The organism is Streptomyces sp. 2323.1, assembly GCF_900221035.1.
Lineage (GTDB): Bacteria > Actinomycetota > Actinomycetes > Streptomycetales > Streptomycetaceae > Streptomyces > Streptomyces sioyaensis.
The window spans coordinates 7,074,007-7,096,593 of the sequence record NZ_LT907981.1 but is presented as its reverse complement, the minus strand read 5'-3'; the positions used below and the strand labels follow the sequence as shown (position 1 = coordinate 7,096,593).

The following is a 22,587-nucleotide window of genomic DNA, read 5'->3' as shown; positions in this document are numbered from 1 at the left end:
AGCAGCCGACCACGAAGGGGACCGTCCGTGACCGCACCGGAACCGCCGGCAGAAAGCCTTTCGCAGGTGCGGACGCAGTGCACGTACTGCGGTGTCGGCTGCGGGGTCGTGCTGGACGTCGCGACGGACGGCGACGGGCGGCGGACGGTGCGCAAGGCAGCCGGTGACAAGGCCCACCCGGCGAACGCCGGCCGGCTGTGTACCAAGGGTGCGACCAGCGCCGAGCTGTTCACGGCGCCGGGGCGGTTGTCGACCGCGCTGGTGCGCACGGACCGCGGCGACGAACCGATGGCCGAGGCCATGGACACGGCCGTCAAGCAGACCGCCGCGCGGCTGCGGGAGATCATCGACGAGCACGGCCCGGACGCCCTCGCCCTCTACGTCTCCGGGCAGATGACGCTGGAGGCGCAGTACCTGGCGAACAAGCTCGCCAAGGGCTTCGTCCGCACCCGGCACATCGAGTCCAACTCGCGGCTGTGCATGGCGAGCGCGGGCAGCGGCTACAAGCTGTCGCTGGGCGCGGACGGCCCGCCCGGCTCGTACGAGGACTTCGAGCACGCCGACGTCTTCCTCGTCATCGGCTCCAACATGGCCGACTGCCACCCGATCCTCTTCCTGCGGATGATGGAGCGGGTGAAAGCGGGCGCCAAGCTGATCGTCGTCGACCCCCGGCGCACCGCCACCGCGGCCAAGGCGGACCTGTTTCTGCAGGTCGAGCCGGGGACGGACCTGGCGCTGCTGAACGGCCTGCTGCATCTGCTGGCCGCGGACGGCAAGCTCGATACCGAGTTCATCGCCGAGCACACCGAGGGCTGGGAGGCGATGCCGGAGTTCCTCCAGGACTATCCACCCGCGAGGGTCGCGGAGCTTACCGGGATCCCGGAGGCCGATCTGCGCCGGGCCGCCGAGTGGATCGGTGCGGCGGACGCCTGGATGAGCTGCTGGACCATGGGCCTGAACCAGAGCACCCATGGCACCTGGAACACCAATGCCCTGATCAACCTGCATCTGGCGACCGGCGCGATCTGCCGGCCCGGCTGCGGCCCGTTCTCCCTCACCGGCCAGCCCAATGCGATGGGCGGGCGGGAGATGGGCTACATGGGGCCGGGCCTGCCCGGACAACGGTCCACGCTGGTGGCCGCGGATCGTGCCTTCACCGAGGACCTGTGGGGCCTGGAGCCGGGGACGCTGCGGGCGGACGAGCCCGGCCGGGGCACCGTCGAGATGTTCCAGCGGATGGCGGACGGCGAGATCAAGGCGTGCTGGATCATCTGCACCAACCCCGTCGCCTCGGTCGCCAACCGCCGTACGGTCATCGAGGGGCTGGAGGCCGCGGAGTTCGTCGTCGCGCAGGACGTCTTCGCGGAGACCGAGACCACCGCGTACGCGGATGTGGTGCTGCCCGCCGCGATGTGGTCCGAGTCCGAGGGCGTGATGGTCAACTCGGAGCGCACGCTGACGCTGGTGCGGCAGGCCGTCGACGCACCGGGCGAGGCCTGGCCGGACTGGCGGATCATCGCCGAGGTCGCCTGCGAGATGGGGTTCGAGGACGCCTTCAGCTACCGGAGTGCCGAGGAGATATTCGAGGAGATCAAGCGCGCCTGGAACCCGCAGACGGGCTATGACCTGCGCGGAGTGTCCTACGAGCGGCTGCGGCGGACGCCCGTGCAGTGGCCCTCGGCCAGCGCCGACGGCCCCGCCCGCAACCCGGTGCGCTACCTCAACGACGGCGTCAGCCAGTCCCTGGACGAGCGGCCGGACGGCACCCGCCCCCGGCTGACCTTCCCCACTGCGTCCGGCCGGGCCGTGTTCTTCGCCCGTCCGCATCTGCCGGCGGCCGAACTGCCCGACGACGACTTCCCGTTCGTCCTCAACACCGGCCGGCTGCAGCACCAGTGGCACACCCTCACCAAGACCGGCACGGTCGCCAAGCTGAACAAGCTCAACCCCGGCCCCTTCGTGGAGATCCACCCCCAGGACGCGCAGGCGCTGGGGCTGGCGGAGGGCGACATGGTGGAGGTCGCCTCACGGCGCGGCCGGGCGGTGCTGCCCGCCGTCCTGACCGACCGGGTGCGGCCCGGCAACTGCTTCGCGCCGTTCCACTGGAACGATCTGTTCGGCGAGTACCTCAGCGTCAACGCGGTGACCCATGACGCGGTCGATCCGATCTCCTTCCAGCCCGAGTTCAAGGTGTGTGCGGTCTCCCTGGCCAAGGTCGCGGGAGAGACGGGGCCCGCGCAGGGGAACACGGGCGGGACGGCCGCGGAGGACGCCGGCCCGGGCCCCGGTGAGCGGGTGCCGGTGGCGGCGCTGGCCGGGGTGTTCCAGCTCGCCGAGCCCGCGCCGCCGGTGCTGGCCGCGCACGAGCGCCGCTATCTGTCCGGCTTCCTCGCCGGGCTGGACTCCGGCTCCGCCGTCGGCACCCCGGTGCTGCCGGCCGAGGCGCCCTTCAGCCCGGACACCGCGCTGTGGGTCAACGGCGTGCTGGCCGGGATGTTCTCCCGCATACCCGAGGTCCGGCCGCGGACCGCCGCGACGGACGCCCCCGCCGCGACGGCCGGGGACACCGCGACCCGGACGGTCGTCGTCCTGTGGGCCTCGCAGACCGGCAACGCGGAGGAGGTCGCCGCCGACACGGCCCGCCGGCTCAAGGGCAGCGGCCGGCCGGCGACCCTGCTGAGCATGGCCGACACCGCACCGGCCACCCTGCCGGAGGGCGCCGATCTGCTCATCGTCACCAGCACCTTCGGTGACGGCGACGCCCCCGACAACGGATCGGACTTCTGGGAGACCCTCAACGCGCCGGACACCCCGCGGCTGGAGGGCGTGCGCTACTCGGTGCTCGCGCTGGGCGATTCCTCGTACGACGACTTCTGCGGCCACGGCCGCCGGCTCGACGACCGCCTCGCCGAACTCGGCGCGGTGCGGATGGTGCCGCGGACCGACTGCGAACCGGACTACGAAGCGCCGGCCGGGCAGTGGCTCGACCAGGTGCTCACGGTCCTGACGGAGGGTTCGCAGCCGGCCGGCACCGCGGCGCCCGGCGGTGCCGGGAAGCCGGCGGCCGCCCCGGCCCCCGCGGCGCCGGCCACCACCGGGCCCGGCAAGCCCGCGCCCGTCACCGCCCGCCTCGTCGGCAACCAGCTGCTGAGCCGGGAGGGGGCCACCAAGGAGGTGCGGGAGTTCACCTTCGACACCCGGGACGAGGAGGGCACCCCGCTGGACTACGAGGCGGGCGACGCGCTCGGGGTGCTGCCGCAGAACTGCCCGGAGCTCGTCGCGGAGTGGCTGGCGGTCACCGGTGCCGATCCCGCCGCCGTCGTCGACCTCCCGGGCCAGGGCGCGGCGCCGCTGGGCGAGGCGCTGCACCGCCACCTGGACATCACCCGGATCACCCCCGCTCTGCTGCGCCTCGTCGCCGAACGCACCGGTGACCGGGTCCTGAAGAAGCTGCTGCGGCCCGACAACAGGGGTGAGCTGGCCCAGTGGACCTGGAGCCGGCAGGCCGTCGACGTCCTCGCCGAATACCCGGTACAGGCCACTGCGGCGGACTGGGCGGACCTCCTCCCCCGTCTGCAGCCCCGGCTGTACTCCATCTCGTCGAGCCCGCTGACCGACCCCGCCCTGCTGCGTCTGACGGTGTCCGTGGTCCGCTACGAGAACCGCCAGGGCCGCCCGCGCAAGGGCGTGGCCTCCACCTTTCTGGCCGATGCCGGGGAGGGGAGCCCGGTGCCGGTATTCGTCCGGCGCACGCCTCAGTTCCGCCCGCCGGCCGATCCGGCGACCCCGATGGTGATGGTGGGCCCCGGCACCGGCGTCGCGCCCTTCCTCGGCTTCCTCGACGAGCGGCGCGCCCGCGGTCACCGCGCCCCCAACTGGCTCTTCTTCGGTGAGCAGCGCCGGGCCACGGACTTCTACCACGAGGACGCCCTCGGCCGGCTGTGCGAGGACGGGCTGCTCACCCGGCTGGACACCGCCTTCTCCCGCGATCAGCGCGCCAAGATCTACGTCCAGGACCGGATGCGCGAGCACGGCGCCCACCTGTGGTCCTGGCTCCAGGACGGCGCCCACTTCTATGTGTGCGGTGACGCGTCCCGGATGGCCAAGGACGTGGACCGTGCGCTGCGGGACATCGCCGTCGCACACGGCGGCCTGACGCAGGAGGCGGCCGCGGGCTATGTGAAACAGCTCGCCGCCGACAAGCGGTACGTCCGCGACGTGTACTGAGGGCAGGCCCTCGGCCCCCGTACTGAGGGCACCGCCCTCGACGCCCCCGGCCCCGACGCTTTAGGCCGCCTCCCCGGCACCTGTCCGCCGTCGCGGGTGCCTCCCTTCCCCACCTGAGCCCGGCCCTCGGCCACCCGCTTCCCCGTTCCGCCTGAACGGGCCGACGGCGGGCATCGGACCGACCATGGTGAGGAAGGAGAGGAACATGACCCTGATGACCGCTGCCGCCCTGACCACCGAACCGGAGCCCAGGGGGCCGGACGCCGTGCCGAGCGAGCCGGAGCCCACGCCGCGGGACCCGGTCCCGGCGGAACCGGAACCAGCACCGGAACCCGACGAGCCGGGCCCCGCCCCCGCGGAACCCCCCGGCGCGGAGCCGGGCGAGCACCCGGCCCCCGAGCCACCCGACTGAACCACCGCCCTCCGGCTGCCCGCACGGCATGGCCGGAGCCGCCAGCCGGGGTGCCCCGCCATGACGGGCCGTCGCGTGGGTACCCGCACAGTTCCGCCGCTGAACGCCCCTTGCACGCCACCCTGGTGAGGAGATGAGCATGCGCAACGCGGACCACACGGAGAGCGGGGCACCGGGCCCCCTCGGCGCCGACGAGCTGCGCTCCCTCGACGCCCACTGGCGGGCCGCCAACTACCTGTCCGCCGGGCAGATCTATCTGATGGCCAATCCGCTGCTGACCGTCCCGCTGCGCCCCGAGCACATCAAGCCGCGGCTGCTGGGCCATTGGGGCACCTCGCCCGGCCTGAACCTGGTGCACACCCATCTCAACCGCGTCATCAAGGCCCGCGAGCTGGACGCCCTGTGCGTGTGGGGGCCGGGGCACGGCGGCCCCGCCGTGGTGGCCAATTCCTGGCTGGACGGCACGTACTCCGAGACCTACCCCGACGTCCCCCGGGACGGGGCGGGCATGGCCCGGCTGTTCCGGCAGTTCTCGTTCCCCGGCGGCATCCCCAGCCACGTCGCCCCGGAGACCCCGGGCTCGATCCACGAGGGCGGCGAGCTCGGCTACTCCCTCACCCATGCCTATGGCGCGGCGTTCGACAACCCGGAGCTGTTGGTCGCCTGTGTGGTCGGCGACGGCGAGGCGGAGACCGGGCCGCTCGCCGCGTCCTGGCACGCCACGAAGTTCCTGGACCCGGTGCACGACGGCGCGGTGCTGCCGGTCCTGCACCTCAACGGCTACAAGATCGCCAATCCGACGGTGCTCGCCCGGATCCCGCAGGACGAGCTGGACGCACTGCTGCGCGGCTACGGTCACGAGCCGCTCCATGTCACCGGCGACGACCCGGCGGCGGTCCACCAGGCGCTGGCCGCCGCGATGGACCACGCGCTGGACCGCATCGCCGACATCCAGCGCCGGGCCCGCACGGAGGGGGTCACGGAGCGCCCCCGCTGGCCCATGATCGTGCTGCGCACCCCCAAGGGCTGGACCGGTCCGCACGAGGTCGACGGGCAGCCCGTCGAAGGCACGTGGCGCGCCCACCAGGTCCCGCTGCCCGGCGTACGGGACAACGCCGAGCACTTGCGGCAGCTGCAGGACTGGCTGCGCTCGTACCGGCCGGACGAGTTGTTCGACGCGGAGGGCCGGCCGCGCCCCGAGGTGCTGGCCTGCGTGCCGGACGGGCCGCGCCGGCTGGGTGCCTCGCCGCACGCCAACGGCGGTCTGCTGCTGCGGGAGCTGCCGCTGCCGCCGCTGGAGCGCTTCGCGGTGGAGGTCGACAAGCGCGGCAGCGCGCTGCACGAGCCGACCCGGGTGCTGGGCGGGCTGCTCGAAGCGGTCATGGAAGCCACGGCGGAGCGCCGTGATTTCCGGGTGATGGGCGCCGACGAGACCGCGTCGAACCGGCTGGAGGCCCTCTACGAGGCCACCGGCAAGGCCTGGCAGGCCGAGCGGCTCGGCACCGATGAGCATCTCGCCCGCGACGGGCGGGTCATGGAGGTGCTCTCCGAGCATCTGTGCCAGGGATGGCTGGAGGGCTACCTCCTCACCGGCCGGCACGGGCTCTTCTCCAGCTACGAGGCGTTCGCGCACATCGTCGACTCGATGGTCAATCAGCACATCAAGTGGCTGCGGACGTCCCGCAGGCTGCCCTGGCGGCGCCCCATCGCCTCGCTGAACTACCTGCTCACCTCACACGTCTGGCGGCAGGACCACAACGGCTTCTCGCACCAGGACCCGGGCTTCGTCGACCACATCCTCAACAAGAGCCCGGAGGTGGTCCGGGTCTATCTGCCGCCGGACGCCAACACCCTGCTCGCGGTGGCCGATCATGTGCTGCGCAGCCGCGACTACGTCAATGTGATGGTGGCCGGCAAGCAGCCGAGCTTCGACTGGCTCACCCTCGACGAGGCCCGCGCCCACTGTGCGCGCGGCGCCGGCGCCTGGGAGTGGGCGGGCACCGAGGACGGCAGCCGCGACCCCGATGTGGTGCTCGCCTGCGCGGGAGATGTCCCCACCCAGGAGACGCTGGCCGCGGCCGATCTGCTGCGCCGGCATCTGCCGGAGCTGGCGGTGCGGGTGGTCAACGTCGTCGACATGGCCCGGCTGCTGACGCCCGGGGAACATCCGCACGGCATGCCGGACCCCGAGTACGACGCCCTGTTCACCCGCGACAAGCCGGTCATCTTCGCCTACCACGGCTACCCGTGGCTGATCCACCGGCTCGGCTACCGCCGCGCGGGCCATGAGAACCTGCATGTGCGCGGCTACAAGGAGGAGGGCACCACCACCACGCCCTTCGACATGGTCGTCCGCAACGATCTCGACCGGTTCCGACTGGTGATGGACATGGTGGACCGGGTGCCCGGCCTCGGCGTGCGCGCCATCGCACTCCGGCAGGAAATGGCCGACGCCCGTACCCGTCATCACGCCTGGATCCGGGAGTACGGCACCGATCTGCCGGAGGTCGCGGACTGGACCTGGAGCGGCTGAGCCGGACGCCCGGGGAGTCAGGCCCGGGATGCCCGCCGGCTCAGGCCCCGGATGCCCACCGGGTCAGCCCCGGACGCCCGCCGGCTCAGGCCCCCGCGGCCTCCCGTACGTCCTCGACGACGGACCGGTCCAGTGCCGCGCGCACCAGCCCGGAGGCGAAGGCGGCGGTCCGGTCCGGCCCGACCAGCCGCGCCAGTTGCCGGCTGTCGCCCGGCAGGCCCAGCCGCTCCGCGCCCTGGACGGCCTTGGCGTCGAGGTACGGGGCGAATTCGGGCCAGACGCCCTGCACCTCACGCAGAAAGATGTGCGAGCCCGCGGGCCCCATCCCCGGAATCTCCTGCAGTGCCCGGCACAGCGCGGTGGCGTCGCCGTCGGCCGCCTCCCGCATCCGCCGCAGATCGCCGCCGTAGGTGTCCAGCAGCAGCGTGGCACCGTCACCGAGCTGGGTGGCGGTGCGCTCGTCATAGCGCCGGTAGCCGCCCTCCCCCAGCGCGTCGACCCGCTGTTGCCAGGTCGCCCCGGCCATCCGCCGCGGGGTGCGCATCCCCGCGTCGAACAGGGCACGGGCGGCCGCCACCGCCACGGACGCACGGATGCGCGCGCTGAGCAGCCCGGCCAGCACCAGCACCTGATACAGCGGCTGCGGAGTGTTGCCCAGCCGGATCCCGCTCTGTGCCGCGAAGGTCTCGCCGTGCCGCTCCAGCAGGGCGTGCGCCAGGGCCCGCTGCCCGCCGCGGGGGCTCATGCCGCGGTCCCGTACGGGCACCCGGGGCCGAGGGGGAGAGTGCCTGTCACGCCATGTCCTCCGTTGCTCCGGTCGATTCGTCCGCGGTCACCCTCCCCGGTCCCCGACGCACGGGAAACGGCCGCTGCTCCAAGGGGCGCAAGGACGCGCCGCCCCGTATGGGCCTCCGCGGCGGATGCTCATCGCAGCGCGTCGAGCCGCCGGCGCGCCGTACGCAGCGACCGCCCGCGGGCCGGCACCCCGGACCACGGGCGGGCGGCCGCCTGCTCCAGGACGCCCGCGACATCGCGCAACGACCAGTGCTGCGGGCTGAGTCCGGGCTCGTCGAGCTGGCCGCGGGTGATCGGAGTGGCGACCGGCGCCCCCGGCTTCGGCCGCAGCGACCAGGGGGCGACGGCCGTCTGTGCGTAGGCGTTGCGCTGCACATCGAGGTAGAGGCGGTCACCGCGGGACTTCTTGCGGACCGCGGTGGTCAGCCGGTCCGGGTGACGCTCCGCCAGGACCTGCGTCACGTCCTGGGCGAAGCTCCGCACCGTGTCGACGTCGCTCTTGCCGTCCAGCGCCACGATGACGTGCAGGCCCTTCGATCCCGTGGTCATCAGGGCGGCGGGCAGGCCGAGTTCGTCGAGCAGCGCGCACAGCCGCCGGGCGGCCTCCCGTACGGCCGCGAAGTCCGGTCCGGGCGGGTCGAGGTCGAACACCAGCCGGTCCGGGTGCAGGGGGCGGTCGGCGCGCGAGAGCCAGCGGTGGAAGGTGAGGCAGGCCTGGTCGGCGAGGAAGAGAAGGGTCGCCTTGTCCTCGCAGACGGTGTGGGTGACGGTGCCGCCCTCCTTGGCTACCTCGGCCCGCCGGATCCAGTCGGGGTAGTGGTCCGGGGTGTCCTTCTGCATGAACTGCGGGCCGCCCAGGCCCTCGGGGAGCCGCTCCAGCATCAGCGGGCGCCCGCGCAGCTGCGGGACCATCGACGCGGCCACCCGGCGGTAGTAGTCGAGGACATCGGCCTTGGTCAGCCCGTCGTCGGGGAAGAGCACCTTCTCCGGCCGGTGGAGGCGCACCGTGCGGCGGCCCGCGCGCACCGAGGCCGTGCCGGTGTCCGTGTCCGTGGCGTTCATGCGGGCCGGGGTACCCGGTCCGGGCCGCCGCTACGCTCCCGCGTCCGGGTGGCACGTCCGGCGGGAGCGTCCGTGCACCGCCGGTGTCGCGGGGTCCCGCGGGCCGTCGCAGAGTGGGCAGGGACGCGGTCCGTGCGCGGCCGGGCGCATGGGCGGCGCAGGACCGGCAAGGAGACCGGCAGACCCGCGCGGACGGAACGCCCGGCGCCCGTCCGCCCAGGAACGACACATCCCGTCCGCCCAGGAACGACACGTAACAGCACATGAGGAGCAGATGACGGTGCGAGCGCACACAGTTACGCCGGCCACCCCCCGTCCGGACCCGGTTCCGCCCACTCCTGGCCCGGGCCCCGGCCCGCCGGGACCCACTCCCGGCCCGGCGCCCGGCCCAGTGCCCGCCCCCGGCCCGGATCCGGTGCCGCCGCCGGTGCCGGGCCCCGAACCGGATCCGGTCCCGCCGCACCCGGCACCGCCGACGCCGGGACCGCAGCCCGGCCCCGCGCCCGATCCGCTGCCCGCGCCGGGCACCGACCGGCGAGCCGGGGGTGTCGCGGCGTCCCGCACAATGAACCCACCGGTTCATCCAGACGCCGGGCGCGCACCGCGCACCTCTGCACGGGAGAGAACATGCCGAACCCGGACGCCGACAGGGCCTCCGCCGTCCCCGTCCTGGTCCTCAACGGGCCCAATCTCAATCTGCTCGGGCTGCGTGAGCCCGAGATCTACGGGCGGGACACCCTCGCCGACATCGAGGAACTGTGCCGGCGCACCGCCGCCGAACACGGCCTGCGGGCCGACCTGCGGCAGAGCAACCACGAGGGCGTCCTCATCGACGCCGTGCAGGAGGCACGGACCGCACACCGCGGGATCGTGATCAATCCGGCCGGCTACAGCCACACCTCCGTCGCCCTGCGCGACGCACTGGCCGCGGCGGACGTCCCGATCGTCGAGGTACATCTGTCGAACATTCACCGGCGGGAGGAATTCCGGCACTTCTCCTACGTGTCCGGGGTCGCCGACGCCGTGATCTGCGGGGCGGGTGCCCACGGCTATGCGCTCGCGCTGGCCCATCTGACCCGTCTGGTGCACAAGACCTGACGAGGCGCTACCGGCAATCCCGCACGGGCTGGTTAATCTCGGCGGGTGGGGCATTCCGAGGAGCGCGCCGAGGGTGCGGGACCGTTCATCACCCGGCTGACCTGGCGCCTGGAGGAGGGCGGCACCGCCGTCTGGGAGTCCCGGGCGGCCCGCAAGCGCGGGACGCTCGCGGTGCGGCCCGCCGGTGCCACCGAGGCCAGCCGGCGGCGCGCCGACACCGCGGCGCTGGCGCGGCTGCGCAGGCTCAACGGCGTGGCCGCGGGCTCCTTCACCATCGGCGGCGTCCTCTTCGCCGTCGGTGCGGCGCTCGCCCAGTTCAGCACCGCGGGTCCGCTCGTGAGCGCCACGGTCTACTTCATCGGCGGCGTCTTCTTCACCCTCGGCGGCTATGCCGCACTGGCCCAGACCATCAATGCGCCGCGCCGGGAGAGTACGGCAGGTGAGCTGACCTCGCACGCGTTCCGGTGGTGGAGCTACGAACCCGGCCGGGTCGACTGGCTGAGTACGTTTCTGCTGTTCCAGGGGACGCTGGTGTTCGGCGTCAATCTGCTGGATTCGTTTCTGCAGGGGCTCACGGCACGGCAGACGAACCGGCTGGTCTGGACCCCCGACATGATCGGCTGTGTGCTGTTCCTGGTCTCGGGGCATCTGGCGGTCATCGAGGTCTGCCACGGCCGCCCGTGCTTCCACCGGCGCAGCCTCGGCTGGTGGATCGTCGCGGTCAATCAGCTCGGCTCGGCGCTCTTCATGGTCTCCGCGCTGGCGGCCTTCAGCCGGCCCGCGACCGACAGCCCCGTGAACGTCGGCGTCGCCAACTGTGGGACCCTCACGGGCGCGCTGTGCTTTGCGGTGGCGGGCGTACTGCAGGCCTACGAACGTCCCTGACATGCGGGGGTCGCGTACCTGTGGAACCGTGGTGTCACGGCGTGATCACCGGCGGGTCCGGTGTGGTCGGCCAGGTTTCTCAAGCAGAGGAGTGACCCATGGCCTCTCGGAAGCAGACTGTGGGCGGATGGACCGCATTCGCCGCAGTCCTGATGATCTTCGGTGGTGCGATGACCCTCCTGGAGGGCATCTCCGCCATCGCCAAGGACAACGTCTTCGTCACCACGCAGAACTACGTCTTCTCCTTCAACCTCACGGGGTGGGGCTGGATCCATCTCATCCTGGGCATCGTCATCCTGCTCGCGGGTATCGCCCTGCTGAGCACCGGCGCGATGTGGGCCCGGGTGGTCGGTGTGATCCTTGCGGGCCTCAGCGCGCTCGCGAACTTCCTGTGGATCCCCCACTACCCGTTCTGGGCCATCGTGGTGCTCGCCATCGACATCTTCATCATCTGGGCGCTGTGTGCCGGAGAACACCGCCACCACGCCGTCGCCGTCTGACCCGGCCCGGCGCGCCTGATGGCCTCCGGACCCACCGCGCGGGAACGCGCTGAACGGGGCAGGGCACTTCGCTCCGAAGTGCCCCGCTCCCGTCATGCGGAGTTCACCCCGGCGCCGGACCGGGCCGATCCGGTGGACATCATCGAGCGGCAATCGGCCCACCGGGTCCCGGAGTTGGTGCCCCTTCGCTACGGGCGGATGCTGGAGTCACCGTTCCGTTTCTACCGCGGCGCGGCCGCCATCATGGCGGCGGACCTGGCCACGACACCGTCGACGGGGCTGCGGGCCCAGCTGTGCGGGGACGCCCATCTGCTGAACTTCCGGCTGCTGGCCTCCCCCGAGCGTCATCTGATGTTCGACATCAACGACTTCGACGAGACCCTTCCCGGCCCGTGGGAGTGGGACGTCAAGCGACTGGCGGCCAGCTTCGCCATCGCGGCCCGCCAGAACGGCTTCAGCGAGCCGGAGCGGGCCCGCATCATCCGGGCCGCCGGCGCTTCCTACCGCGAGCAGATGCGCCGGTACGCGCAGATGCGCACCCTGGAGGTCTGGTACGCACACGCCGATATGGCCGAGGTCGAGGCCGAGGAGGCCCAAGAGCTGGGCGCCAGGGGCCGGGCGGGGCTGTCCCGGATGATCGAGGACGCCCATGCGCACGACACCCTGCAGGCGTTCCGCAAGCTGACCCGGCGCAGCGGCGGGCAGGTGCGGTTCGCCGCCGATCCGCCGCTGATCGTGCCGCTGCACGAGCTGCTGCCGGACGCCGAGGGCGACCGGCTGGCCGGCACCCTCGGTGACCTCATCACCAGCTACGGCCGCAGTCTGCGCGCGGACCACCGCAGACTGCTGGAGCAGTACCGGGTCGTCGACATGGCCCGCAAGGTCGTCGGCGTCGGCAGTGTGGGCACCCGCTGCTGGATCGTGCTGCTGCTCGGCAGGGACGACGACGATCCGCTGCTGCTCCAGGCCAAGGAGGCCGACGAGTCGGTGCTCGCCGCGTACGCCGGGGCGAGCCGGCACCGCAACCAGGGCGCCCGGGTCGTGTCCGGCCAGCGGATGATGCAGGCCGCCAGCGACATCTTCCTCGGCTATGAGGCGACCACCGGTATCGACGGCCGCTCCCGCGATTTCTACGTACGCCAGCTGCGCGACTGGAAGGGCATCCTGCAGACGGACGAGATGGCGCCGGTGGGCATGCGACGGTTCGCCGTCCGCTGCGGCGCCACGCTGGCCCGCGCGCACGCCAGGTCGGGCGACCGAATCGCGATCGGCGCGTACCTCGGCTCGGGGACGGTCTTCGACGAGGCGTTGGCGCAGTTCGCGGAGCGCTACGCGGACCAGAACGCGCGCGACCACCAGGCGCTCGTGGCGGCGGTCCGCTCGGGCCGCGTCCGGGCCGAAGCCGGCTGAGACAGCGCCGGGGGCAGCCCCTGCCACCCGATCGGCACACCCGGCAGCGCACGGGATGTACGCCCCGTCCGCCCCGCCTAGCATGGATCCGAAAGGCTCCCACGAAGGCGGCCCCATGCGCCCCACGGCGAAGTTCTCCATCAGCTTCGGCCTGGTCACGATCCCGGTCGCGGCGTACAACGCCACGGACAGCTCCGCGTCCGTCAGCTTCGTACGGATCCACACAGCGGACGGCGGACGGGTGCGCAATCAGCCCGTGTGCTCGGCGGAGGGCGTCGAGATCTCCCCGGACGAGATCGGCCGGGGCTACCGGCCCGACGACGGCGACACCGTCGTCCCGCTGAGCGACGAGGATCTGGACGCGCTGCCGCTGCCGACCGCGAAGACCCTGACGATCCTGGCCTTCGTCGCCGGCGGCGACATCGACCCGCTGCAGATGGGCAAGGGCTACTACCTGGGCATCGACAGTCCCGCCGCGGCCAAGCCCTATGTGCTGCTGCGTGAGGCGATGGAACGGCATCAGCGCGTCGGCCTCGGCAAGATCGCGCTGCACGGGCGGGAGACGCTCGCCATGATCCGGCCGATGGAGGGCGCGCTGGTGATGCAGGTGCTGCTGTGGCCGCACCAGATCCGCCCGATGGACGGGGTCCTTCCCGAGCGGCAGGTGGAGGTCCATGCCAATGAGGTGGAGGCCGCCGAGACCCTGATGGACTCCTTCGGCCGACTGTCCGAGGACGACGTGCACGACCACTACCGCGAGGCGCTCGAAGAGATCGTGGCGGCGAAGCTGGCGCATCGTGAGCCGCACTTCGAGGCCGGCGAGGAGCCGCCCGCCGGACAGGTGATGGACCTGATGGCGGCCCTCCAGGACAGCGTGCGCGCGGCCAGGAAGTCCCGCGGTGAGGACGAGGAGGGTGAACCCGCCCGGAGCACCGCCCGGTCCGGCCGCGGCACGAAGAAGAGCACCGCGAAGAAGACCGCGGCGAAGAAGACGGCCGCCGGCGAAGCCACCGCCAAGAAGTCCGCTGCCAAGAAGTCCGGCGCCAAGAAAACGGCCGCGGCGAAGAAGACCTCCGGCAGGGGCGGTCGGCGGGCCGGCTGAGCCCGGCCGGGGCACCGGGCCGCCCGCCACCCGCCCCGCTTGCGCACATAAGGCGACCGCCTCGGGGTACCCGATGCCTCAACGGGGATTACTGCCAAGAGAGTTATGGAGGTTGACACCATGGGTATCGGCGGGTGTATCGGCCTGCTCGCGGTGGGCGCGATCCTCACCTTCGCGGTGGACTGGCACATGGCCGGGATCAACCTCGACCTGGTGGGCATCATCATGATGATCGTCGGCATCATCGGCCTCGCCACCTACGTCAGCATCCTCAAGCGGCGCCGCACCCAGCCGCCGTCCCCCGGCGCCCCGGTGGTCGATGTCGAGGATGCCCGCTACTACAAGTAACCTCCCCCGTCGGCGCGATGGGGCCGCGGGGCGGCCCGGTCAGCCGCAGGAAGCACGGGCCTTCGGCAGGGTGCCGTTCAGGAAGAAGTCGTCGACATAGCGCTGTATGCAGGGGTCGCCGGTGGTGTAGGCGGCATGGCCCTCGCCTCGATAGGTCAGCACGACACTGGAGTTGTCCAGCGCCCGCGCCATGCTGAGCGCACCCTGGTAGGGCGTCGCCGGATCATTGGTGGTGGCGACGAGCAGCATGGGCGGGGCGCCGGGCGCCGAGACGTCGCGGGAGGAGTCGTCGCCCGCCACCGGCCAGTCGTAGCAGTCCAGCAGAGTCGGGGCGATGTCTGGGCCGAACAGCGGGGAGGCCTTGGTGAGTTCGCGCTCCGCGCGGGGAAAGTCGTCACCGCCGTAGCGTTCCGAGGTGTCCCGGCAGGAGATCGCCCGCAGGGCCAGCTGGTCCTGCGGCGGCAGCTCGTCCCGCCCGACCTGCCGTGCCGGGAGCCGGCCGGCGCGGGTGGCGCTGCCGCCCCCGCCGCCCTCCCCGCTGTTGCTCAGCCGGAGGATCCCCGAGGCGTCGCCGCGCCGCAGCTGGGCCAGCGCCTGGCGCAGCTGCGGCCAGTCGCTCCTGCTGTAGAGGGCCTCCCGCAAGGCGTACACATAGGTGGTCTCGTCCACCGTCTCCCCCTTCACCTTCATCGGCGTATCGCGCAACTTCTGGTACCAGCTGCGGAGTTGCTCCTGCGCGTGGTGCGGATCGGCGCCCAGCGGGCAGCTTGCGCCATGGAGGCAGTCGGCGGCGAAGTCGTCCAGCGCCCGCTGGAAGCCCCGGGCCTGGGCCACCGCGGTCTGCCAGGTGTTCTTGGTGGGGTCCTCGACACTGTCCAGCACCATCCGGCCGACCTTGCGGGGGAATTCATGGGCGTAGACCGCGCCGAGTTTGGTGCCGTACGAGAAGCCGAGGTAGTTGAGCTTGTCGTCATGGACCGCGGCGCGCAGGACGTCCATGTCCCGGGCGACGTTGGGGGTGCCGACCCAGGGCAGCAGCCCGCCGGAGTAGCGCCCGCAGGCCTCGTTGATGCGCTTCTCCTTTGCGGCCAGGCTGTTGTCCTCGCCCGTGGTGGGGGGCGGGCTCAGCTTGCTGCCGCAGGAGACGGGGTCGGTGTGGCCGGTGCCGCGCGGGTCGAAGCTGACGATGTCGTAGCGCTGTCCCAGCCGGGCGAAGGCGCTGCCGCTGTCGATCAGATAGTTGACGCCGGAAGCACCCGGTCCCCCCGGGTTGAGCACCAGTGAGCCGAGCCGCTTGCCGGGACCGGTCGCCTTGAGCCGGATCAGCTGGACCTGCATCGTGCTCCGGCCGGGGTCGGAGTAGTTCCGCGGCACCATCAGCCGGGCGCACTCCAGGCGCTCCCGGAAACCGGGCGGCTCGGTGGCGCCCCCGCTCTGCGCGCCGCTCTGCACGTCCGTGCCACACGGCTCCCACGACAGGTGCTGCCGGTAGAACGGCGTCAGATCCTGGTCACCGACTGCCACCGCAGCGGGAGTTCCCGCGAAGACGCCGCACAGCGCCGCCACCGCCGCCACGGCCCACAGCCGTACGGACACCGTGCGCCGGCGAACACGCCGCGCTCCCCCTACTCCCACACGAGACGGCGCACGGCGTATTCCCGGCATATTCCGAGCCTAGGACCGTTACTCGGCGTCCGCACACCTGCGACGGGGGCGTTCGACGTGCCGTACGCCCCCGTGACCAGCCCTTATTCGGGCAGGCAGGAGGCGGCCGACGGTATTCCGGGCACCCATTCCGCGCGGACATGCACCACGCAATGGGATCAGCCGCATTCACCGGGTAGCCGCGCAGCGCTTGTCAGCGCGCTCAAGATGCGGAGGTCATCACACGGCTCACTCTGGAGATAGGGCGGAGCAACACACCGCTGGGCGGTGGCCCCCTGCACAGACGCCGATTCGGCCGGATGACCGGGAAAAGGTGACGCACCCATGAATGACGGATCCAAGGCCCTGTTGGCCGCCGCACTGGCCGGCGGCTATCTGCTGGGCCGCACGAAGAAGGCCCGGTTCGCCCTCACGGTGGCGTCGTATCTCGCCGGACGCCAATTCGGGCTTTCACCGCGCCAGCTCGTGACGGAAGGGGCACGCAAACTCGGCGAGATCCCCCAGGTTGCCGAGCTGGGAGACCAACTGCGCGGAGAAGTGATGGACGCCGGCCGGAAGGCCCTGACCACGGCCGCCAACCGCCAGCTGGAGAACCTCGCCGATACGCTCCACGACCGGACCCTGAAGCTCGAAAGCGGCGAGTTGGCGCCGGAGGAGGAAGAAGAAGAGGAGGAGGAAGAGGAAGAGGAGGAAGAGCCCGCGCGGGACGAAGAAGAGGAGGAAGAGGAAGAGGAGGAGGAAGAAGAGGGCGAGGAGGAGCCCGAGGACGAGTACGAGGAGGAAGAGGAGGAGGAAGAGGAAGAGGAGCCGGAGGAAGAGCCTGAGGAGCGGCCCCGCCGGCGTACCCCGCGGGAGGCCCCCCGGGCGGCGCCGCAGAAGCGCACAGCGGCGGCGAAACGGGGAGCCCCGGCGAAGCGGGGCGGGCAGCAGCGGCCGGCCAAGAAGGCCGCCGCAGGGAAGAAGGCCACCGCAGGCCGTACGGCTGCGAAGAAGACGGCACCCGCCAAGAAGACCGCCGCCAAGAAGAAGGCGCCCGCCAAGAAGACTGCAGCGAAGAAGACTGCGGCTGCCAAGAAGGCCCCGGCCAAGAAGACCGCGGCAAAGAAGGCCCCCGCGAAAAAGACCGCAGCCAAGAAGACCGCGCCGAAGAAGACGGCATCCGCCAAGAAGACGGCGCCCGCCAAGAAGACCACGGCCAAAAAGACGACGGCCAAGAAGACGACAGCGAAGGCCGCCAAGAAGGCCCCCGCGAAAAAGACTGCCGCAGGCAGGAAGGCAGCCCCCGCTGCGAAGAAGAGCGCCAAGAAGACATCAGCGCGCCGGAGGTAACCGGTCATGGCCAAGACGGGACAGGACAAAGCGGACTCGGGACTCGACCGACTGCGGGACGAGCTCGGGGACTATGTGACGAGCTGGGTCGGGAATCTGGCCGAACGAGCCGGCGACAAGCTGATGGATGTGACGGACCAGCTCACCGATGTCGCCGAGAACGGCGGATCCCTTTCCAAAATCGGCGCCAATCTCCTCGGCGGCGACTCCCCCGTCTCCGCCGCCCTCAAGGGCACGGCGGAGAACGTCAAGGACAACGTCATGGGGAAGGCCAAGGAGGTCTTCGGCGGCGGAAAGAAACGCAAGTCGGGGGACCAGAAGGTCACCAACATCATCGAGGTCCTCGATATCGGCGTGCCGCTGCGCACCGCTTACGACCACTGGACCCAGTACGAGAAGTTCAGCAGCTTCACCAAGGGCGTCCGCAATGTGTCGGTGCAGGACGAGACGACCACGGACTGGAAGGCCAAGGTCGGCCCGTCGACCCGGGGTTGGAAGGCGACCGTCGTGGAGCAGGTGCCGGACGAACGCATCATCTGGACGTCCGAGGGTGCCAAGGGGACGACCCACGGTGCCGTCAGTTTCCACGAACTGGCGCCCAATCTGACCCGCATCGTGCTGGTCGTCGAGTACTACGCCTCGGGATTCTTCGAGAAGACCGCAAACATCTGGCGCGCCCAGGGACGCCGGCTGCGGCTGGACTTCAAACACTTCCAGCGCTACGTGACCCTCACCGAGGAGGAGCCGGAGGGCTGGCGTGGCGAGATCCGCGACGCCGAGGTCGTACGGACCCATGAGGAGGCCGTCGAGGCCGAAGAGGCAGAAGAGGAGGAGGAGTACGAGGGCGAGGAAGCCGAGGACGGTGAGGGCGCCGAGGAGGAGTACGACGAGGACTACGAGGACGAGGAAGAGGGCGACGCCGAGGACCGTGACGAGGAGGGCGAAGAAGGCGAAGAGGACGAGGAGTGGGAGGAGGACGAGGAAGAGGAGTGAGCCGGTTGGTGCGCGGAGGCCGGCGAGTTCATGCCTCTCGCCCGCGCCGGCCGGCGCCCGATGGAAGGACTCACCATGCGTGTGTTTCCGCCTCCTCCCTCGATCGAAGGGCTCACCGCTGTCGTCACCGGCGGTTCGCGGGGGCTCGGGCTGCTGCTGGCCCGCGAGTTGCTGCGGCGCGGCTGTGACGTCGCGCTGCTGGCCAGGGACGACGCCGAACTGGGCCGGGCCGTCGACAAGCTCGGCCCGTGCCGCGGCGGCACGGTGCACGGGGTGGTGTGCGATGTACGGGACCGGGCCGCAGTGCGAGACCGTCTCGCGGAGATCGCCGGGGACCGTGGGGGGGCTGGACATCGTCATCGCCAACGCCGGCATCATCCAGGTCGGCCCCGCGGAGGCCCTCGGCGCCGAGGGGTTCCAGGACGCGATGGACTCGGTCTTCAACGGTGCCCTGAACACCTCGCTGGCCGCCCTCCCCCACCTCCGGCGCAGCCCGGCCGGCGGCCGGCTGGTGCTCATCGGGTCGGTCGGCGGTCTGCTGGCGGTGCCGCATCTGCTGCCGTACTCCTGCGCCAAGTCGGCGGTGGCCGCGCTGGCCGACGGGCTGCACGCGGAGGAGGCCCCGCACGGCGTCTCGGTGACCGCGGTCCACCCCGGCCTGATGCGCACCGGGTCGCATCTCCATGCCTTCTTCGGCGGGGACCGCCGGCGGGAGTACGGGTGGTTCTCCGCGGTGGCCGGGGCGCCGTTGCTGTCCATGAACGCCGAGCGGGCGGCGGACCGCATCGTGACCGCACTCCAGCGCCGGCGCCCGCGCCTGGTACTGACACCAGCGGCCCGGCTCGGCGCCACGGCCCACGGGCTGGCGCCGGTGACCACCACCCGGCTGGTGTCGGCGGCCGCCCGGGTGCTGCCGCGTGACGGCAGCCGCACAACCGTGCGCGGCTCGGCGGTCGAGGCCGGGGAGCAGCCGCCGGCCCCTCGGCTGCGCGCGGTCCTCGGCGCCCTCAACGAACGGGCGGCGGACCGTTTCAATCAGCGCTGAGGAGATGTTTCCGAGCGGAATTGCCGGGCACCCGGTCCAGCATCGCAGGAAGAACCGACCTGTGGTGAAAGGAGAGTTCACCGTGGCCGCGAGCAATTCCCCCGCATACACCGTGCCCGGCCTGACCGAGGCCGAGGGCGGAGAGGTCATCGAACGTCTGCGGCTGAGGCTGCATGCGCTCAATGATCTGGCTCTTACGCTCAAGCATGTGCACTGGAATGTCGTGGGGCCGCATTTCATCGCCGTCCACGAAATGCTCGATCCGCAAGTCGAATCCGTCCGCGGCATGGTCGATGCCACCGCGGAGCGCATCGCGACCCTCGGCGGCTCCCCGACCGGCACGCCTGGCGCGCTGACCGAGGAACGGACCTGGGACGACTACTCCGTCGGACGGGCGGACGCGATCGCGCACCTGGGTGCGCTGGATGTCGTCTACTCCGGGATCATCCAGGACCATCGGGCGGCGGTGGCCGCCACCGACGGGGTCGATCCGGTGACTCAGGACCTGCTCATCGAGCATCTGCGGTCGCTGGAGCTGTTCCAGTGGTTCGTCCGGGCGCATCTGGAGAGCGCCGGCGGCACGCTCAGCACCGGCGCGGCCCGGGGCGAGGCCGTGGCGGGCCGGGTGGCCGTCCAGCAGGCGAGCCGGCAGCCCTGAGCCGGGCCGGAAGGTCTCCCGGCACAAGACGCCGGCCCCGTCGTCGCAGGAAGTGCGGCGGCGGGGCCGTGCCGGTCAGTGCCTGAGCGAGTCCCTGCCCTTCTCCATTGCCTGCAACACCTTGCCCCTCACCTGTTCGGCTTTCCCTCTCCGGGCCAGACTTTTGTTGCCCAGCGCCTTCCCGGTCGTTTGCATGGCCTTTCCCTCGACGATGTGGCCGAGGTTCCTGGTCTTCTTTCCGATTCCCATGTCACGCTCCTTCAGGGTGATTCAGCGGGTGGCAGCAACGTCCCGAGCGGGCCGAGATCCAAATTGAGGTCCTGCATCGAGAGGTCGTATTGGGTGCAGAGTTCCACCATGCGGTCGTGCAGAATCATCAGCGTCGCTCCCAGGCGCTCCTCCTGTTCCTCGGTGAGGTCTCCGGAGTCGACCCGTTGCAGGGCCTGACGTTCCATGAGCTGGCGCAGCAGCTCGACGAGGGTGAGCACGAGCTTGATGAGGTCGCGCTCCACGGTGTCCGGGTTGGTGCGCAGCCGGTGTGCCGGGCTCCGGTGCTCCCCGCCGCCGGACGGCAGTTCGTCCTGCGGTGCCGCGGGCAGCAGCCGGAACGCCCGGGCGGCCGCGTCGGCGACATCGTCGAAGCGGCTGGCGGGGCGGCGGTCCTCATCCGTCATGACCGTCGCGTACCGGGGGTGCGATGGTGGACCACGGGGCGGGCATCTGCTCGCTGATGGAGACGATCAGCGCGCGCAGTGAGATGCGGACGAGGTCGATGTCGGCGATGGACAGCACGACATCGCCGGTGAGGACCACGCCCCCGCTGAGCAGCCGGTCCAGCAGGTCGATCAGCGCGATCTGGCGGTCCGGCAGCGGCTCCTGCGCCACTGCCGGCGGCCGGCCGTCCGCCGCCCTCACGGTGCGGCTCGCTTCATCGGCTCGGTTTCGGGGGGCGTGGCGAAGGAGTACGGGGCCCATGGCCCGGTGACCTCGACCCGGACCCCGGTCAGCCCCTCGCCCGCCCGCAGGACGTCGGCGCGGAAGCCCTCGGCGTGCCCCACCGGTACGAGGTAGGCGTCGTTGATGACGTTCTCCCCCGGCCCGCGGGCGAGTTCGCCCTGCTGGGCGCGGTGCTGGACCCGGTCGACGGCATGGTGCCGGGCCGCCTCCTCGACGCGCCGGGCGACCTCTTCGGCGTCCCGGTAGGCGTCCTCGCGGGCGTGCCGCTGCGCCCGGCGGTGGCTGAGGTAGGCCCGCCCGGGGCTCAGGTCCGCTGCGGCCGCCGGCGCGGCCGGGCGCTCGGTGGCCGCGGGCGCCTCGACGTAGATCTTGACGCCCCACTCGGTGTGGGCGGTGAGGTCGGACAGCCGGTCGGCGAACGCCTCCTGGCGGGCGTCGAGCATCTGCCGCACCCGCTCGTCGTCCAGATACACCGTCGCCAGCCGGAGCGGCAGGACGGTGGTGCGCTCGGCCAGCGCCCCGATCACCCGGTGGTGGGCGCGGGCCACCGACTCCAGCCAGTCCAGGTCCTCCAAGTGGGCGCGCAGCGCGGACTCCTGGAAGTCCGGCTCGGGCACCGGGCTCACGGCGACCACCATCTCGCCGCGCCGGCCCGCGCGCACCAGGTGCACCGGTGCGTCCGCCACGCCCGGCAGGCCGGACAGCGCCTGCGCCAGCGTGTCGTCGTCGTCCCGGGCGACGGCGTACGCATAGCTCATGGTCCCGGTCATGACTCGTCCCGCCGCTTGCTGCGGGGCCGGGGCTCGGCCCGCTTGGCGCGGGAGGTCCGTGCGGCGCGGCGCGGCGCGGGGCGGGTCTCCTCGTCCTCGTCCTCGGCGGGCGGCAGTTCGTCGCCCTGGCGCAGGGCCTCGATCTCGGCGCGCAGCCGCCGGTTCTCCTCGGCGAGCGAGTGGTAGCCGTCGGCGGCGCGGGAGGAGAGCGCGGGGTCGTGCTCCCACCAGTCGATGCCCATCTCCTTCGCCTTGTCCACCGAGGCGACCAGCAGCCGGAGTTTGATGGTGAGCAGTTCGATGTCGAGCAGGTTGATCTGGATGTCGCCCGCGATGACGATGCCCTTGTCCAGGACGCGTTCCAGGATGTCGGCGAGGTTGGCCGAGGAGCCCTGGCCGCCGTACGGGCCGGCCCTGGACGGGTAGTCACCCATCCTCCGTGCCACGGGTTCGTTCACGGCCGCTGCACCTCGATTCCCGGGTGTCCCGGCATTGTGGCCGGAGCGCGCGCCCGCGCTCCGGCTCCCCGGTGGCCGTGGTCAGCTGCCGGTGCCCTGCACATGAGCCCTGATCTCGTCCAGCCGGTCCAGCAGTTCGTCCTCGCGCCGGTCGAAGGTCTCCTCGTCGATCTCGCCCGCGAGCAGCGCGCGTTCGAGCTCGGCGAGTTCCCGCTCGATGGGTGCGGGGTCGTAGTACTCCTCCTCCGCGGCGTCGACGACGCGTTCCATGACCCAGGCCACGCCGCGCACGGGCGCCAGCGGGAGGGTGGCGAGGTGGCTCAACAGTCCCATGGGGACT

The 22,587-nt window shown here is 71.7% G+C and carries 22 protein-coding genes and 1 pseudogene; 14 read left to right on the top strand and 9 right to left on the bottom strand.

Annotation, left to right across the window (positions count from 1 at the left end; translation table 11 throughout):
• The first annotated feature begins 27 nt into the window (after window positions 1-27).
• The 3 genes from CPH93_RS30700 to CPH93_RS30690 all read left to right on the top strand — a co-directional run bounded on the left by CPH93_RS30700 (window position 28) and on the right by CPH93_RS30690 (window position 7,172).
• Window positions 28-4,227, top strand: coding sequence for a bifunctional nitrate reductase/sulfite reductase flavoprotein subunit alpha (locus CPH93_RS30700; protein ID WP_096214689.1), 4,200 nt, complete (start codon window positions 28-30; stop codon window positions 4,225-4,227).
• Window positions 4,228-4,432: 205 nt separating this feature from the next.
• Entirely contained in the window at window positions 4,433-4,639 is a 207-nt protein-coding gene (locus CPH93_RS30695; RefSeq protein ID WP_093482011.1) for a hypothetical protein, read from the top strand.
• 139 nt (window positions 4,640-4,778) lie between these two features.
• Window positions 4,779-7,172: a phosphoketolase family protein gene (locus CPH93_RS30690; protein WP_096214688.1), complete on the top strand. Its 2,394-nt coding sequence runs from the start codon at window positions 4,779-4,781 to the stop codon at window positions 7,170-7,172.
• An 85-nt stretch (window positions 7,173-7,257) separates the two neighbouring features.
• Here CPH93_RS30690 and CPH93_RS30685 read toward each other — a convergent pair whose 3' ends face one another.
• Window positions 7,258-7,917 carry an endonuclease gene (locus CPH93_RS30685; protein ID WP_093482013.1) on the bottom strand — a complete coding sequence of 220 codons (660 nt, stop codon included), beginning with the start codon at window positions 7,915-7,917 and terminating at the stop codon, window positions 7,258-7,260.
• 179 nt (window positions 7,918-8,096) lie between these two features.
• Window positions 8,097-9,029, bottom strand: a complete 933-nt coding sequence (gene ligD, locus CPH93_RS30680; RefSeq protein ID WP_093482014.1) for a non-homologous end-joining DNA ligase — start codon at window positions 9,027-9,029, stop codon at window positions 8,097-8,099.
• A gap of 627 nt (window positions 9,030-9,656) precedes the next feature.
• Here ligD and aroQ point away from each other — a divergent pair.
• The 6 genes from aroQ to CPH93_RS30650 all read left to right on the top strand — a co-directional run bounded on the left by aroQ (window position 9,657) and on the right by CPH93_RS30650 (window position 14,372).
• Window positions 9,657-10,127, top strand: coding sequence for a type II 3-dehydroquinate dehydratase (aroQ, locus tag CPH93_RS30675; RefSeq protein ID WP_096214687.1), 471 nt, complete (start codon window positions 9,657-9,659; stop codon window positions 10,125-10,127).
• Window positions 10,128-10,172: 45 nt separating this feature from the next.
• Window positions 10,173-11,012 (top strand): hypothetical protein, encoded by an 840-nt coding sequence (locus CPH93_RS30670; RefSeq protein ID WP_093482016.1) that lies wholly within the window; start codon window positions 10,173-10,175, stop codon window positions 11,010-11,012.
• A 98-nt stretch (window positions 11,013-11,110) separates the two neighbouring features.
• Window positions 11,111-11,512: a DUF7144 family membrane protein gene (locus tag CPH93_RS30665; RefSeq protein WP_093482017.1), complete on the top strand. Its 402-nt coding sequence runs from the start codon at window positions 11,111-11,113 to the stop codon at window positions 11,510-11,512.
• An 18-nt stretch (window positions 11,513-11,530) separates the two neighbouring features.
• Window positions 11,531-12,922 (top strand): DUF2252 domain-containing protein, encoded by a 1,392-nt coding sequence (locus CPH93_RS30660; protein WP_093482018.1) that lies wholly within the window; start codon window positions 11,531-11,533, stop codon window positions 12,920-12,922.
• A 115-nt stretch (window positions 12,923-13,037) separates the two neighbouring features.
• Window positions 13,038-14,024, top strand: coding sequence for a non-homologous end joining protein Ku (gene ku, locus CPH93_RS30655; protein WP_093482019.1), 987 nt, complete (start codon window positions 13,038-13,040; stop codon window positions 14,022-14,024).
• A gap of 120 nt (window positions 14,025-14,144) precedes the next feature.
• A complete protein-coding gene (locus CPH93_RS30650) occupies window positions 14,145-14,372 on the top strand; it encodes a DUF6458 family protein (protein ID WP_040901776.1) in 228 nt (75 codons plus the stop codon).
• 39 nt (window positions 14,373-14,411) lie between these two features.
• On the opposite strand, the gene CPH93_RS30645 is transcribed toward CPH93_RS30650, so the two are convergent.
• Window positions 14,412-15,968 (bottom strand): alpha/beta hydrolase, encoded by a 1,557-nt coding sequence (locus CPH93_RS30645; protein ID WP_231977013.1) that lies wholly within the window; start codon window positions 15,966-15,968, stop codon window positions 14,412-14,414.
• Window positions 15,969-16,361: 393 nt separating this feature from the next.
• Between CPH93_RS30645 and CPH93_RS35930 the strand changes: the two genes are divergently transcribed.
• The 5 genes and pseudogenes from CPH93_RS35930 (at window position 16,362) to CPH93_RS30625 (ending at window position 20,062) form a co-directional block, all read left to right on the top strand.
• A complete protein-coding gene (locus CPH93_RS35930) occupies window positions 16,362-17,366 on the top strand; it encodes a histone protein (protein ID WP_159395078.1) in 1,005 nt (334 codons plus the stop codon).
• Between the two features lie 6 nt (window positions 17,367-17,372).
• Window positions 17,373-18,359 (top strand): SRPBCC family protein, encoded by a 987-nt coding sequence (locus CPH93_RS30635; RefSeq protein WP_093482021.1) that lies wholly within the window; start codon window positions 17,373-17,375, stop codon window positions 18,357-18,359.
• 30 nt (window positions 18,360-18,389) lie between these two features.
• A pseudogene (locus CPH93_RS37050) lies at window positions 18,390-18,629 on the top strand (SDR family NAD(P)-dependent oxidoreductase); the annotation flags it as partial.
• Window positions 18,630-18,696: 67 nt separating this feature from the next.
• Complete coding sequence (locus CPH93_RS30630; RefSeq protein WP_231977012.1) at window positions 18,697-19,404, top strand: SDR family NAD(P)-dependent oxidoreductase; 708 nt, start codon at window positions 18,697-18,699, stop codon at window positions 19,402-19,404.
• Between the two features lie 82 nt (window positions 19,405-19,486).
• A complete protein-coding gene (locus CPH93_RS30625) occupies window positions 19,487-20,062 on the top strand; it encodes a Dps family protein (RefSeq protein WP_096215655.1) in 576 nt (191 codons plus the stop codon).
• Between the two features lie 75 nt (window positions 20,063-20,137).
• On the opposite strand, the gene CPH93_RS30620 is transcribed toward CPH93_RS30625, so the two are convergent.
• From CPH93_RS30620 to CPH93_RS30595, 6 genes are all read right to left on the bottom strand, one after another.
• Entirely contained in the window at window positions 20,138-20,311 is a 174-nt protein-coding gene (locus tag CPH93_RS30620) for a CsbD family protein (RefSeq protein WP_093482022.1), read from the bottom strand.
• 11 nt (window positions 20,312-20,322) lie between these two features.
• Complete coding sequence (locus CPH93_RS30615) at window positions 20,323-20,736, bottom strand: gas vesicle protein K (protein ID WP_093482023.1); 414 nt, start codon at window positions 20,734-20,736, stop codon at window positions 20,323-20,325.
• Window positions 20,726-20,977: a gas vesicle protein gene (locus CPH93_RS30610; protein WP_096214686.1), complete on the bottom strand. Its 252-nt coding sequence runs from the start codon at window positions 20,975-20,977 to the stop codon at window positions 20,726-20,728. The genes CPH93_RS30615 and CPH93_RS30610 overlap by 11 nt, the downstream gene beginning before the upstream one ends.
• On the bottom strand, window positions 20,974-21,789 hold the full coding sequence (locus tag CPH93_RS30605) for a GvpL/GvpF family gas vesicle protein (protein WP_093482025.1): 816 nt from the start codon (window positions 21,787-21,789) through the stop codon (window positions 20,974-20,976). Before CPH93_RS30605 ends, CPH93_RS30610 begins: the two co-directional genes overlap by 4 nt.
• Complete coding sequence (locus CPH93_RS30600) at window positions 21,786-22,223, bottom strand: gas vesicle protein (RefSeq protein WP_093482026.1); 438 nt, start codon at window positions 22,221-22,223, stop codon at window positions 21,786-21,788. The genes CPH93_RS30605 and CPH93_RS30600 overlap by 4 nt, the downstream gene beginning before the upstream one ends.
• A 105-nt stretch (window positions 22,224-22,328) precedes the next feature.
• Window positions 22,329-22,580: a gas vesicle protein GvpG gene (locus CPH93_RS30595; RefSeq protein ID WP_093482027.1), complete on the bottom strand. Its 252-nt coding sequence runs from the start codon at window positions 22,578-22,580 to the stop codon at window positions 22,329-22,331.
• Window positions 22,581-22,587: the final 7 nt, after the last annotated feature.

Coding starts and splice junctions, on each gene's coding strand:
- CPH93_RS30695 (WP_093482011.1), top strand. CDS start 4,433: ATGACCCTGATGACCGCTGCCGCCCTGACCACCGAACCGGAGCCCAGG.
- CPH93_RS30690 (WP_096214688.1), top strand. CDS start 4,779: ATGCGCAACGCGGACCACACGGAGAGCGGGGCACCGGGCCCCCTCGGC.
- CPH93_RS30685 (WP_093482013.1), bottom strand. CDS start 7,917: ATGAGCCCCCGCGGCGGGCAGCGGGCCCTGGCGCACGCCCTGCTGGAG.
- ligD (WP_093482014.1), bottom strand. CDS start 9,029: ATGAACGCCACGGACACGGACACCGGCACGGCCTCGGTGCGCGCGGGC.
- aroQ (WP_096214687.1), top strand. CDS start 9,657: ATGCCGAACCCGGACGCCGACAGGGCCTCCGCCGTCCCCGTCCTGGTC.
- CPH93_RS30665 (WP_093482017.1), top strand. CDS start 11,111: ATGGCCTCTCGGAAGCAGACTGTGGGCGGATGGACCGCATTCGCCGCA.
- CPH93_RS30660 (WP_093482018.1), top strand. CDS start 11,531: ATGGCCTCCGGACCCACCGCGCGGGAACGCGCTGAACGGGGCAGGGCA.
- ku (WP_093482019.1), top strand. CDS start 13,038: ATGCGCCCCACGGCGAAGTTCTCCATCAGCTTCGGCCTGGTCACGATC.
- CPH93_RS30650 (WP_040901776.1), top strand. CDS start 14,145: ATGGGTATCGGCGGGTGTATCGGCCTGCTCGCGGTGGGCGCGATCCTC.
- CPH93_RS35930 (WP_159395078.1), top strand. CDS start 16,362: ATGAATGACGGATCCAAGGCCCTGTTGGCCGCCGCACTGGCCGGCGGC.
- CPH93_RS30635 (WP_093482021.1), top strand. CDS start 17,373: ATGGCCAAGACGGGACAGGACAAAGCGGACTCGGGACTCGACCGACTG.
- CPH93_RS30620 (WP_093482022.1), bottom strand. CDS start 20,311: ATGGGAATCGGAAAGAAGACCAGGAACCTCGGCCACATCGTCGAGGGA.
- CPH93_RS30615 (WP_093482023.1), bottom strand. CDS start 20,736: ATGACGGATGAGGACCGCCGCCCCGCCAGCCGCTTCGACGATGTCGCC.
- CPH93_RS30605 (WP_093482025.1), bottom strand. CDS start 21,789: ATGACCGGGACCATGAGCTATGCGTACGCCGTCGCCCGGGACGACGAC.
- CPH93_RS30600 (WP_093482026.1), bottom strand. CDS start 22,223: ATGGGTGACTACCCGTCCAGGGCCGGCCCGTACGGCGGCCAGGGCTCC.
- CPH93_RS30595 (WP_093482027.1), bottom strand. CDS start 22,580: ATGGGACTGTTGAGCCACCTCGCCACCCTCCCGCTGGCGCCCGTGCGC.